Source organism: Pseudomonas mucoides, from assembly GCF_015461845.1.
Taxonomy (GTDB): domain Bacteria; phylum Pseudomonadota; class Gammaproteobacteria; order Pseudomonadales; family Pseudomonadaceae; genus Aquipseudomonas; species Aquipseudomonas mucoides.
Window position 1 is genome coordinate 1,100,705 of the sequence record NZ_JACOPW010000001.1, and the last position, 13,260, is coordinate 1,113,964.

Below are 13,260 nucleotides of genomic sequence, written 5' to 3' on the forward strand. Positions count from 1 at the left end.
AATGCCCCCCTTTGTATATAAGGAGAGACTTACCCCATGTGGTTCAAAAACCTGCTTATCTATCGCCTGACCCAAGATCTGCCTGTTGATGCCGAGGCGTTGGAAACTGCACTGGCCACCAAACTGGCGCGTCCATGTGCAAGCCAGGAGTTGACCACCTACGGTTTCGTCGCGCCATTCGGCAAGGGCGAAGATGCACCGCTGGTCCACGTCAGCGGCGACTTCCTGCTGATTTCTGCGCGTAAAGAAGAACGCATCCTGCCGGGCAGCGTCGTGCGTGACGCCGTAAAGGAAAAGGTCGACGAGATCGAAGCCGAGCAAATGCGTAAGGTCTATAAGAAAGAACGCGACCAGATCAAGGATGAAATCATCCAGGCGTTCCTGCCGCGCGCCTTTATTCGTCGCTCGTCGACCTTCGCCGCCATTGCGCCGAAACAAGGCCTGATCCTCGTCAACTCGGCCAGCCCGAAACGTGCCGAAGACCTGCTGTCCACCCTGCGTGAAGTGATCGGCACCCTGCCGGTACGTCCACTGACCGTAAAAATGTCGCCAACCGCCACCATGACCGAATGGGTCACCACCCAGAAAGCCGCAGACGACTTCTTTGTGCTGGACGAATGCGAGCTGCGTGATACCCACGAAGACGGCGGCATCGTGCGATGCAAGCGTCAGGACCTGACCAGCGAAGAAATCCAGCTGCACCTGAGCACCGGCAAAGTGGTCACTCAGCTGTCCTTGGCCTGGCAAGACAAACTGTCTTTCGTCCTCGACGACAAGATGGTGGTCAAGCGTCTGAAGTTCGAAGACCTGCTGCAAGATCAGGCGGAACAGGACGGCGGCGAAGAGGCCCTGGGCCAACTGGACGCCAGCTTCACCCTGATGATGCTGACCTTCGGCGACTTCCTGCCGGCGCTGGTTGAAGCGCTGGGCGGCGAAGAGACTCCGCAGGGGATCTAAAGCAAAACCGATTTCCCCTGAAGAAACCGGATCAACTGTGGGAGCCGGGCTTGCTCCGGGCGGCGTTCCGACGATGGCGCTATGTCAGTCTACAGATCAGCTGACTGACACACCGCCATCGCAGGCAAGCCGGCTCCCACATTGATTGGATTCCACCTTGGGATCGTTACTCATAATAAGGATCAAGCCATGCGTGCATTGGCAGCATTGAGTCGTTTTGTCGGGAACACCTTCGCTTACTGGGTACTGATTTTCGCGGTTCTGGCCTTCCTGCAACCGGCGTGGTTCATCGGCCTCAAGGGCGCAATCGTGCCACTGCTCGGGTTGGTGATGTTCGGCATGGGCCTGACCCTCAAACTTGAAGACTTCGCCGAAGTCGCCCGCCATCCGTGGCGCGTTGCGTTAGGCGTGGTTGCCCATTTCGTGATCATGCCCGGCGTGGCGTGGTTGCTCTGCCAGGCGTTTCACCTGCCGCCGGAAATTGCCGTCGGCGTGATTCTGGTCGGGTGCTGCCCAAGCGGCACCTCGTCGAACGTGATGACCTGGCTGGCACGCGGCGATCTGGCCCTGTCGGTGGCCATCGCCGCCGTCACCACCCTCCTCGCTCCGCTGCTGACTCCAGCGCTGATCTGGCTGTTGGCCTCGGCCTGGTTGCCGGTGTCGTTCATGGAGCTGTTCTGGTCGATTCTGCAAGTGGTGCTGTTGCCGATCATCCTCGGCGTGGTGGCGCAACGCGTGCTCGGTACCAAGGTTCGCCACGCGGTAGAAGTGTTGCCACTGATTTCGGTGGTGAGCATCGTGATCATCGTCACCGCCGTGGTCGCCGCCAGCCAGGCGAAGATTGCCGAGTCCGGCCTGCTGATCATGGCCGTGGTGATGTTGCACAACAGCTTCGGTTATCTGCTGGGCTACTTCACCGGCCGCCTGTTCAAGCTGCCTTTGGCCCAACGCAAATCGCTGGCGCTGGAAGTCGGCATGCAGAATTCCGGGCTGGGCGCCGCGCTGGCCAGTGCCCACTTCTCGCCGCTGGCGGCGGTGCCGAGTGCGTTGTTCAGCGTGTGGCACAATATTTCCGGGGCGCTGCTCTCGACGTATTTCCGTCGAATGAGCGAGAAACAAGACCGGGAAACCGCTGCGCGACAGGCCACCGAATAAGCCGCAAACTTGATCCCCGGATTAATGATGGGCACTCTATGGCGCAACGCGAGGACGACCTCGCGGCTCGATCGAGTCATTAATCTGGGGACGACCCCGTCAATCGATGGAGGTCTTTCATGTCCTGGATCATCCTGTTTTTCGCCGGCCTGTTCGAAGTCGGCTGGGCCGTTGGCCTGAAGTACACCGACGGTTTCAGCCGTCCCCTGCCCACCGCATTGACCGTTGCAGCCATGGCCATCAGCCTTGGCTTGCTGGGCCTTGCGATGAAGGAATTGCCGCTGGGCACGGCGTATGCGATCTGGACGGGGGTGGGTGCAGTCGGCACGGTGATTGCTGGGATCATTCTGTTTGGTGAGTCGATGGCGCTGTTTCGGCTGGCCAGTGTGGCGTTAATCATCGCTGGCTTGGTTGGGCTCAAAGTCAGCGCCTGACTTTAGACCGCCATCGCGAGCAGGCTTACTCCTACAGGTGATCTATGTTGGTCACAAATCACCTGTAGGAGTTAGCCTGCTCGCGATGCGGCCAGCACATTCACCCACTATCTGACGGTGCCGCGCAACTCGCCAACCAGCGCCTGCAACTTGGCCGGCTCCGCCGCTTCAACCGCCACTGCCGGCCCCGCCACCAACGTCACCCGCGACCACAACCGGCGAAACAGCCCCTTGCCCGGATCACGACTGAAGAAACTCCCCCACAACCCCTGCAACGCCAGTGGAATCACCGGCACCGGCGTTTCTTCCAGAATTCGCGTCAGCCCCCCCTTGAACTCATTGATCTCCCCGTCAGCCGTCAATTTGCCTTCCGGAAAGATACACACCAACTCGCCATCCTTCAGATACTGCGCAATCCGCTTGAAGGCTCTTTCGTAGATTTGAATGTCTTCCTGACGCCCCGCGATCGGAATCGTCCCGGCCGTGCGAAAGATAAAGTTCAGCACCGGCAGGTTGTAGATTTTGTAGTACATCACAAAGCGAATCGGCCGACGCACCGCGCCGCCAATCAGCAGCGCATCGACAAAGGACACGTGATTGCACACCAGCAGCGCCGCGCCTTCATCGGGAATCAGCTCCAGATTGCGATGCTCCACGCGGTACATGGAGTGGCTGAGCAGCCAGATCATGAAGCGCATGCTGAATTCGGGGACGATCTTGAAGATGTAGGCGTTGACGCCGATGTTCAGCAGCGACACCACCAGGAACAGCTGCGGAATCGACAGCTTGACCAGGCTCAACAAGATGATCGAGACAATCGCCGACACCACCATGAACAACGCATTGAGAATGTTGTTGGCGGCAATCACCCGCGCCCGCTCGTTCTCGGCGGTGCGCGACTGGATCAGCGCATACAGCGGCACGATGTAGAAACCACCAAAGATCCCCAGGCCAAGGATGTCGATCAACACCAGCCAGGTGTGACCAAAGCCGAGAACTTCAACCCAGCCGTGGCCGGTCGCGCTGTCCGGAATACCGCCCGAATGCCACCACAGCAGCAAGCCAAACACCGTCAGACCGAACGAGCCGAACGGCACCAGGCCAATCTCGACTTTGCGTCCGGAGAGCTTTTCACAGAGCATCGAGCCGAGCGCGATCCCCACCGAGAACACCGTCAGAATCAGAGTCACCACGGTTTCGTCGCCGTGCATCCACTCTTTGGCATAGGCCGGGATCTGGGTCAGGTAAATCGCCCCGACAAACCAGAACCACGAGTTACCGACGATCGAACGCGATACCGCGGGCGTCTGTCCAAGGCCCAACTTCAACGTGGCCCAGGACTGGCTGAAAATGTTCCAGTTCAGGTGCATTTCCGGCGAAGCAGCCGCCGCCCGTGGAATGCTGCGACTGGCCAGGTAGCCGAGCACGGCAACGCCGATGATCGCGCTGGAAACGATAGGCGCGTAGTGACTGGATGACATCATGATCCCGGCGCCAATGGTCCCGGCGAGAATCGCCAGGAAGGTGCCCATTTCCACCAGCCCGTTACCGCCGACCAGCTCTTCTTCACGCAGGGCCTGGGGCAGGATCGAGTATTTCACCGGCCCGAACAGCGCCGAATGTGTGCCCATGGCGAACAGCGCCACCAGCATCAACGACAGATGATCAAAGACGAAACCCACCGCGCCGACCGCCATGATGACGATTTCGCCGAGCTTGATCAGGCGGATCAGGCGGTCCTTGGCGAACTTCTCGCCGAACTGTCCGGCCAGCGCCGAGAACAGAAAGAACGGCAGGATGAACAGCAGCGCACAGAGGTTGACGTAGATCGAGCGGTCACCGTCGATGGTCAATTTGTACAGAATGGCGAGGATCAACGACTGCTTGAAGATGTTGTCGTTGAACGCCCCGAGGGACTGGGTCACGAAAAACGGCAGGAAGCGCCGGGTGCGGAGCAAGGTGAACTGCGAGGGGTGACTCATCTTCCATGTGTCCCTGATGTTAGGTAGCGAGTGGCGTGGATACGGTTATTGGAATGCCGAACGTCGATCCAGGCCACACATTACCTAATCTTTGCAGGTTATTTCTTTAATCCTGCAATGCACGGCGAGACAAACAGTTCACCGCGCCACGCGCCTTGCAACGTGCGCCGGGCAACGATCAGCCACATCATCGCCAGCAACGCCACCAGCACGCAGCCAAACACACTGAAAAACGTCAGGTTCAAGGTGCTGGCCAGTTTCAACGTCGCCAGCGAGTAGACGCCCAACGGGAAGGTAAACCCCCACCAGCCGAGGTTGAACGGGATGCCGGCGCGCAGGTAACGCAAGGTAATCAGCACCGCAATCAGCATCCACCACAAACCGAAGCCCCACAGGGTGATCCCGGCTACCAGCCCCAGGCCGGCGGCGATTTCACCCATGCCCGGCAGACCGTTGGCGGCGAAGATGGCTGGCGCGTCCGCCCCCAGCAGCAACATGCCCAGTGCCCCGGTGCCAATCGGACCCAACGCGAGCCAGCTCGAAGCGGCCATATTTTCATGGGGCAATTTATGCAGCGCCATACGCAGCAACAGGATGGTCAGAATGCTGAAGGCCACCGGCAGGGAAAACGCCCAGAGCACGTAACTCGTCACCAGCACCACCAGTTGCGAATGCGCATCCGCCAGGTGCGGCGCCAGCAGGCCACCGCTGGCCGCCGCGACTTCCGCGGCCACCACCGGCAACAGCCAGACGGCGGTCATCTGGTCGATACTGTGTTCCTGACGGGTGAACATCATGAAGGGAATCAGCACGCCGCACGCCAGCGACATCGCCACATCCAGCCACCAGAGCATTTCGGCGATAGGAATCACGCCGTCACCCCAGCGCGGCAGACCGAACACCAGAAAGCCGTTGATGATGGTCGCCAGGCCCATGGGAATGGTGCCGAAGAACATTGAGACCGTGGAATGGCCGAAGATTCGCCGCGCTTCGTCGAAGAACAGCACCCAACGCGCGGTGTACACGGCGGTGAAGACGGCGAACAGGAAAATATTGAACAGCCACACCCCTTCGGCGAGCGCGCGCAAACCGGGAATGGCGAGGGGCAATTGCGCCAGCGCCAGCGCGAGCACCCCGGTGCCCATGGTCGCGGCGAACCAGTTGGGCGTGAATTGACGGATGACCTCACGCGGGTGCTGCAAATGGCTGAACGGTTTGATACCGGTTGTGACGCTGTTAGGGCATGTCATGGCGAACTCCTCTCCTCTGGTGAGGTGGAGCCCATGGTAGAACTGAATCGAATATCTATATAACGGGTAATATCTCTATAACTTATCTGTTTTGCAGATATAGATTCAGACACTGCCTTGCGATTCGATCACCAGAATTCGCGCCGCACCCTGCGGATGCGCCACATGCTCGGTGCCGACAGAGGCATAAAAGATGTCGCCAACATCCAACAGCGCCTGCTTCTCGATGCCCTCTTCGCGATAACGCATCTGCACCTGCCCATCCAGCACCACGAACACTTCCTGGCCATCGTTGACGTGCCATTTATAAGGCTGATCGGTCCAGTGCAAACGGGTGGTGATGCCGTTCATGTTGGCGATGTCGAGTGCGCCCCAGGCGCGATCAGCGGTGAAAGATTTGCTGCGGATGATCTTCATGGGGCGGTCCGTCGAAATGAATGAAGAGGCCAAGGCTAGCGATCAACGCACATCTGTGCCACAGACTTTCAACGAGCGCTGACGGATCAACGCCAGCAAAGCGCCAACGGAGAGCACGATCAGCACGGCACTGTAGCCGTCGGTCGTCGCGACCAGGCCGAAGCTTCGCGTCAGGTTCCCGGCCAACAGCGATGGCAGACAGAACGCCAGGTAACTGAGTACATAAAACGCCGACATCAGCCCCGCGCGCTCATGGGGTAGAGCCAATGGCACCAGACTGCGCACGGCCCCCAGAAAACCGGCGCCGAAACCACAACCAGCGACGAGCGTGCCGAGGAAAAACAACGGCAGGCTGGCGCTGTGCACGCCCAGTAGCACCAGGACGATACCGGTTGGCAGCAAGCTTGCTCCCAACTGCAGCGCCAGAGCAGCGGGACGATTGCGCAGGGTGAAAATCATCAAGGCCCCTGTCACCGTCAGCGCCGCGACGGTCGACCCGGCAATCAGGTTCGAGGTGGAACCGGTGGCCGTGCGCACCAACGAGGGTGCCAGGGACGCATAAAAACCGCCGAGCGCCCACGTTGCCGTATTCAGCGGCAGTACCCGCCATAAGGTCGAGCGCGCTTGAACCGGCACATGCAAGGTCGGCCGCAGCGAAGCCCAAGCCCCCGGTTGACGCGACACACTTTCCGGCAAACGCCAGATATAGAGCGCCTGCAACGCAAACAGGACGAACAGCAGCCAATACGTCAGGTGCAACGGCGCGGGTGCGAATTCGGCCAGCAAACCACAGCCCAATCCGCCCAGGGCCATGCCAAGCAGCGGCGCAACGCTGTTGATCAACGGCCCCTGTTGGCGGTCGGTGTCCAGCAGTGTGGCGCTCAGCACGGCGGTCGCCATGCCGGTGGCAAACCCTTGCAGCACTCGAGCACTGATCAGCCAGGCGACGCTGTCAGCATTGATAAACAGCAACATCGCCAGGGCATTCAACACCACGGCGGTGAAAATCACCGGCTTGCGCCCAAGGTGATCCGACAGCGAACCAACCGTCAGCAGCGCCGCCAGCAGGCTGAAGGCGTAGACACCGAAAATCAGGGTCAGGGTCGCGGCCGAGAAGTGCATCTGCTCTTGGTACAAGCGATACAACGGCGTCGGCGCCGTGGAAGCCGCGAGAAAACTGAGTAAAGTGATCGCCAGAAACCACAGGCTTGCACGATTTGAACGAGAACTGGACATCGGCACACTCCGCAAAAGCTAATTTTTCGCTTTTGCGGAGTGTGCTACTGGCTGGCGCTTAAAGCAAATTCTTTGTGTTAAGGTCCGATGCATGGCTTTTAGAGCCAGGGCGTTTGCCTGACGGCAAGTCTCGGCGAGAACAGGAAACAGGTAATGACAGGCCCCACCTTACGTCCCGGCGGCCGCAGTGCCCGGGTGCAGGAATCGATTCACAAGGCCGTGCGCGAATTGCTCGAAGAGCAGGAGCGCGCCAGCGTGACCGTGCCGCAAATCGCTGCGCGTGCAGGAGTTACACCGTCGACGATCTATCGGCGCTGGGGTGATTTGTCGGCATTGTTGGCGGACGTCGCCCTCGCCCGCATGCAGCCGGAAACCGCATCGGCCGATACCGGCAGCCTGCGCGGTGATGTGCAGGCCTGGGCGGAACAGTATCTGGACGAGATGAGTTCCGAACCCGGCCGCAACATGCTGCGCGACGTGCAAGCGAGCCTCAAGCCGAGCTATTGCGCCACGATCATTGGCGGGCAGTTGCAGATGATTCTGGATCGTTATCCGAATGAGCCAAAACCGAGTGTCGATCGGCTGATTAACATGGTGGCGGCGCCTATCGTGTTTCGCATCCTGTTTTCCGAGGCGCCGTTGGAGGTTGAGGAGTTGCATCGGTTGATCGGGATTGCGTTGAATCAGTAAGGGCCCAGACAACCAACATCCGCCTGATACGCCGCCTGCGACACCCCGCCACGCCACGACCTTGGTCGACACTGACTAACCGGGGCGGTCGTGCGAGACTGTCTGACCGGGCGGGAGTCCCGGGTGTCTTTCGTCGGGAGTTCCCATGTCGCTGTCCAGCGGGCTGATCGCCGCCGTCGCCCTGGCCTATATGGCCATCATGTTCGCCATTGCCTTCTACGGTGACCGTCGCAGCACGCCGTTGCCACCGCGCGTGCGTGCGTGGGTGTACAGCCTGTCGCTGGCGGTCTATTGCACGAGCTGGACATTCTTTGGCGCCGTGGGCCAGGCGGCGGAACAGCTCTGGTCGTTCCTGCCGATCTACCTCGGACCGATTCTGCTGCTGGTGGGCGCGCCGTGGGTCCTGCAAAAAATGGTGATGATCAGCAAACAGGAAAACATCACCTCCATCGCCGACTTCATTGCCGCCCGCTACGGTAAATCCCAGTCACTGGCGATTGTGGTGGCGTTGATCTGTCTGGTCGGCGTGTTGCCCTACATCGCCTTGCAGCTCAAGGGCATTGTGCTCGGGGTAAACCTGCTGATTGGCGCGGGCGCCGACGCGATGGGGGTTCGCGCCCAGGACACCGCCTTGATTGTGTCGCTGGTGCTGGCGCTGTTCACCATTGTCTTCGGTACCCGCAACCTTGATGCCACAGAACACCACCGTGGCATGGTGCTGGCCATCGCGTTTGAGTCACTGGTCAAGCTGTTCGCGTTTCTCGCCGTCGGTGCGTTCGTGACCTTTGGGCTGTACGACGGTTTCGACGACCTGTTCAACCAGGCCATGCTCGCCCCGCGCCTCGAAGAATACTGGAAGGAAACCATCAACTGGCCGTCGATGGTGGTGCAGACGGGCGTCGCGATGATGGCGATCATCTGCCTGCCCCGGCAGTTCCACGTGACGGTGGTGGAGAACATTGATCCTCAGGATTTGCGTCTGGCCAAATGGGTGTTTCCGGCCTACCTGGCATTGGCCGCGCTGTTTGTCGTCCCGATCGCCCTCGCCGGTCAGATGATGCTGCCCAGTTCGGTGTTGCCGGACTCGTTCGTCATCAGCCTGCCGCTGGCCCAGGCGCACCCTGCCCTCGCCTTGCTGGCGTTTATCGGCGGCGCCTCAGCGGCGACCGGCATGGTGATTGTCGCCAGCGTGGCGCTGTCTACCATGGTGTCCAACGACATGCTGTTGCCGTGGTTGCTACGCCGAAACAACGCCGAGCGACCGTTCGAAGTGTTTCGCCAGTGGATGCTCTCGGTACGCCGGGTGAGCATCGTGGTGATTTTGCTCCTGGCCTACGTCAGCTATCGCCTGCTGGGCTCGACCGCCAGCCTGGCAACCATCGGCCAGATCGCCTTCGCCGCCGTGACGCAACTGGCCCCAGCCATGCTCGGCGCGCTGTACTGGAAGCAGGCCAACCGTCGCGGCGTATTCGCCGGGCTCGCCGCCGGAACATTCCTGTGGTTCTACACGCTGATCCTGCCGATTGCGGCGCGTAGCCTCGGCTGGCCGCTGGAGAGCTTCCCGGGCCTGGCCTGGCTGCACAGCAACCCGATGAACCTGCCGATCACCCCACTGACCCAAGGCGTGGTGCTGTCGCTGGCCGGAAATTTCACGTTGTTTGCCTGGGTCTCGGTGTTGTCCCGGACGCGGGTTTCCGAGCACTGGCAGGCGGGTCGTTTCATCGGCCAGGAAATCAGCGCACGCCCCAGCGCCCGTTCGATGCTCGCCGTGCAGATCGATGATTTGCTGCAACTGGCCGCGCGTTTCGTCGGCGAAGAACGGGCGCGTCAGAGCTTCATCCGTTTCGCCTACCGCCAAGGCAAAGGTTTCAACCCGAATCAGAACGCCGACGGTGAATGGATCGCCCACACCGAACGCCTGCTGGCGGGTGTACTCGGTGCTTCCTCGACGCGGGCGGTGGTGAAAGCCGCCATCGAAGGCCGGGAAATGCAGCTGGAAGACGTCGTGCGCATCGCCGACGAAGCGTCGGAAGTGTTGCAGTTCAACCGCGCCCTGCTGCAAGGCGCGATCGAAAACATCACCCAGGGCATCAGCGTGGTCGACCAGTCACTGAAACTGGTGGCCTGGAACCGGCGTTATCTGGAGCTGTTCAACTACCCGGACGGCCTGATCAGCGTCGGACGCCCGATTGCCGATATCATTCGCCACAATGCCGAACGCGGCCTGTGCGGCCCCGGTGAAGCCGAAGTGCACGTCGCCCGCCGCCTGCACTGGATGCGTCAGGGCCGCGCCCACACCTCGGAACGACTGTTCCCCAACGGACGGGTAATCGAGCTGATCGGCAATCCGATGCCCGGTGGTGGTTTCGTCATGAGCTTCACCGACATCACCGCGTTCCGCGAAGCCGAACAAGCGCTGACCGAAGCCAACGAAGGCCTGGAGCAGCGGGTGGCAGAGCGCACCCACGAGTTGTCGCAACTCAACGTTGCATTGACAGAAGCCAAGAGCACTGCCGAATCTGCCAACCAGTCGAAAACTCGCTTTCTGGCGGCCGTCAGCCATGACTTGATGCAACCGCTGAACGCTGCGCGCCTGTTCTCCGCCGCGTTGTCTCACCAGGACGATGGTCTGTCGGGCGAGGCGCAAAAACTGGTCCATCACCTGGACAGTTCGTTGCGTTCGGCCGAGGACTTGATCAGCGACCTGCTGGATATTTCTCGCCTGGAAAATGGCAAGATCAACCCCGACCCGAAGCCCTTCGCACTCAACGAATTGTTCGACACCCTTGGCGCCGAATTCAAGGCGCAGGCTCAGGAACAAGGGCTGAGCTTCCGGGTTCGGAGCAGCACGTTGCGGGTCGACAGCGACATCAAACTGCTGCGACGGATCCTGCAAAATTTCCTGACCAATGCATTCCGCTATGCCAAGGGGCCGGTGCTGCTCGGCGTCCGGCGGCGCAAGGATGAATTGTGCCTGGAGGTCTGGGACCGCGGGCCGGGCATTGCGCAGGACAAACTGCAGGTGATCTTCGAAGAATTCAAACGCCTCGACAGTCATCAGACCCGCGCGGAGAAAGGCCTGGGATTGGGCCTGGCGATTGCCGATGGGCTGTGCCGCGTCTTGGGACACACGCTGCAAGTTCGCTCCTGGCCGGGGCGCGGCAGTGTGTTCAGCGTCAGCGTGCCGCTGGCTCGGGCACAAACCGTGGTGGCGCCCAAGACCGCTGAACTCAACGGCCACGTATTGAGCGGCGCACAGGTGCTGTGCATCGACAATGAAGACAGCATTCTGATCGGCATGAACAGCCTGCTGACGCGCTGGGGTTGTCAGGTCTGGACCGCGCGTAACCGAGAGGAATGTGCAGCGCTGCTCAACGACGGCGTTCGTCCGCAACTGGCGCTGGTGGATTACCACCTGGACCATGGCGAAACCGGGACCGAGCTGATGGCGTGGCTGCGCACTCAACTGGGGGAACCCGTGCCGGGGGTGGTGATCAGCGCCGATGGCCGGCCGGAGACGGTGGCGCAGGTGCATGCGGCGGGGCTGGATTATCTGGCCAAGCCGGTGAAGCCGGCGGCGTTGAGGGCGTTGTTGAGTCGGCATTTGCCGTTGTAGCGCGGCGGGTTTTAGCTTTGCAGGGAGGCTTCTGCCGCCATCGCGAGCAAGCTCGCTCCCACAGGGTTTAGCGCTGTTCCTGTAGAAGTGAGCCTGCTCGCGATGCTTTTCCGGCTATTCCGGTAACTCGGCCAAGCCATCCACATCGGTCATCGCCCGCTCCAGCAAGTCCGCCGGCAAGCTCTTGCTGGCTCGCGCGCCGAGCAACTTCAGCTGCTCGCTGCGACTGACCAGATTCCCCCGGCCTTCTGTCAGCTTGTTGCGCGCAGAGCTGTAGGCTTTGTCCAGTTGCTGCAAGCGATTGCCGACTTCGTCCAGATCCTGGATGAACAACACAAACTTGTCGTACAGCCACCCGGCACGCTCGGCGATTTCCCGGGCGTTCTGGCTCTGGCGCTCTTGCTTCCACAGGCTGTCGATCACACGCAAAGTCGCCAGCAACGTGGTGGGGCTGACGATCACGATGTTGCGGTCGAAGGCTTCCTGGAACAACGTTGGCTCCGCCTGCAAAGCCGCGGAAAACGCTGCTTCGATTGGCACGAAGAGCAAGACGAAATCCAGGCTGTGCAAGCCGTCGAGCCGTTTGTAATCCTTGCCGGACAGGCCTTTGACGTGATTGCGCAGCGACAGCACGTGTTGCTTGATGGCGATCTGGCCGATGGCGTCGTCTTCGGCCGCCACGTATTGCTGATAGGCCGTCAGGCTGACCTTGGAGTCGACCACCACTTGCTTGTCGCCCGGCAGGTAAATAATCACATCCGGCTGGAAGCGCTCGCCATCCGGGCCTTTGAGAGTGACCTGGGTCTGGTACTCGCGGCCCTTCTCCAGCCCCGCGTGTTCAAGCACTCGCTCGAGAATCAGTTCGCCCCAATTGCCCTGGGTTTTCTGCCCTTTCAAGGCGCGAGTGAGGTTGGTGGCTTCGTCGCTCAGGCGCAGGTTCAGCTGTTGCAGGCGTTCCAGTTCCTTGGCCAGCGAGAAACGCTCGCGCGCTTCGGCCTGATAACTTTCCTCGACGCGTTTTTCGAAGGACTGAATGCGCTCTTTCAACGGATCGAGCAACTGGCCCAACCGCTGTTGACTGGTTTCGGCGAAGCGCTGCTCACGCTCGTCGAAAATCTTGCCCGCCAGTTCGGCGAACTGCGCTCGCAACTCGTCTCGCGAACCCTGCAGGTCACTGAGGCGTTGCTGATGGCTTTCCTGTTGCTCGCGTAGTTCGGCGTTAAGTGACGCCGCCAGCGTGTCCAGGCGACGTAGCTCTGCCTCTTTACCGGCGCGCTCGAGGTTCCAGGCGTGAGAGGCATCGCGAGCGTCGTCGCGCTCGATTTGCAGCAGTTCGACTTCACGGCGCGTGGCAGCGAGGTCCGCTTGCTTGGCGGCGTTGGCCTGGCTCAGGTCACCGATTTCATCGCGACAGGCGTCGAGTTGGGCATTCAGGCCGTCCTGCGCCAGTTGGGCCATGGCCAGGCGCTCTTCCAGCAGAGCCGCCTCGGCTTGCGAGCCGCTCGCACGGCGTTGAATTTGCC

The 13,260-nt window shown here is 60.7% G+C and carries 10 protein-coding genes; 5 read left to right on the forward strand and 5 right to left on the reverse strand.

The window, feature by feature from the left end:
* The first annotated feature begins 36 nt into the window (after positions 1-36).
* From rdgC to sugE, 3 genes are all read left to right on the forward strand, one after another.
* The gene (gene rdgC / locus H8F22_RS05195; RefSeq protein WP_007945202.1) at positions 37-957 is read left to right on the forward strand and encodes a recombination-associated protein RdgC; all 921 of its coding nucleotides are present in this window, start codon (positions 37-39) and stop codon (positions 955-957) included.
* 189 nt (positions 958-1,146) lie between these two features.
* A complete protein-coding gene (locus H8F22_RS05200; protein WP_027922463.1) occupies positions 1,147-2,112 on the forward strand; it encodes a bile acid:sodium symporter family protein in 966 nt (321 codons plus the stop codon).
* A gap of 119 nt (positions 2,113-2,231) precedes the next feature.
* On the forward strand, positions 2,232-2,546 hold the full coding sequence (gene sugE, locus H8F22_RS05205; protein WP_027922462.1) for a quaternary ammonium compound efflux SMR transporter SugE: 315 nt from the start codon (positions 2,232-2,234) through the stop codon (positions 2,544-2,546).
* 107 nt (positions 2,547-2,653) lie between these two features.
* Here the strand turns inward: sugE and H8F22_RS05210 are convergent, their stop codons facing one another.
* From H8F22_RS05210 to H8F22_RS05225, 4 genes are all read right to left on the reverse strand, one after another.
* The gene (locus tag H8F22_RS05210; RefSeq protein WP_027922461.1) at positions 2,654-4,528 is read right to left on the reverse strand and encodes an MFS transporter; all 1,875 of its coding nucleotides are present in this window, start codon (positions 4,526-4,528) and stop codon (positions 2,654-2,656) included.
* 98 nt (positions 4,529-4,626) lie between these two features.
* Entirely contained in the window at positions 4,627-5,778 is a 1,152-nt protein-coding gene (locus tag H8F22_RS05215) for a TDT family transporter (RefSeq protein ID WP_059181351.1), read from the reverse strand.
* Positions 5,779-5,883: 105 nt separating this feature from the next.
* Entirely contained in the window at positions 5,884-6,195 is a 312-nt protein-coding gene (locus H8F22_RS05220) for a cupin domain-containing protein (protein ID WP_027922459.1), read from the reverse strand.
* 42 nt (positions 6,196-6,237) lie between these two features.
* Positions 6,238-7,431 carry an MFS transporter gene (locus H8F22_RS05225; RefSeq protein ID WP_059181352.1) on the reverse strand — a complete coding sequence of 398 codons (1,194 nt, stop codon included), beginning with the start codon at positions 7,429-7,431 and terminating at the stop codon, positions 6,238-6,240.
* Between the two features lie 153 nt (positions 7,432-7,584).
* On the opposite strand from H8F22_RS05225, the gene H8F22_RS05230 reads away from it, so the two are divergent.
* Together H8F22_RS05230 and H8F22_RS05235 are read left to right on the forward strand one after the other, a co-directional pair.
* On the forward strand, positions 7,585-8,121 hold the full coding sequence (locus H8F22_RS05230) for a TetR/AcrR family transcriptional regulator (RefSeq protein WP_027922457.1): 537 nt from the start codon (positions 7,585-7,587) through the stop codon (positions 8,119-8,121).
* Between the two features lie 145 nt (positions 8,122-8,266).
* A complete protein-coding gene (locus H8F22_RS05235; RefSeq protein WP_027922456.1) occupies positions 8,267-11,737 on the forward strand; it encodes a hybrid sensor histidine kinase/response regulator in 3,471 nt (1,156 codons plus the stop codon).
* 114 nt (positions 11,738-11,851) lie between these two features.
* Here the strand turns inward: H8F22_RS05235 and rmuC are convergent, their stop codons facing one another.
* Positions 11,852-13,216 carry a DNA recombination protein RmuC gene (rmuC, locus tag H8F22_RS05240; protein ID WP_177327595.1) on the reverse strand — a complete coding sequence of 455 codons (1,365 nt, stop codon included), beginning with the start codon at positions 13,214-13,216 and terminating at the stop codon, positions 11,852-11,854.
* Between the last annotated feature and the right edge of the window lie 44 nt (positions 13,217-13,260).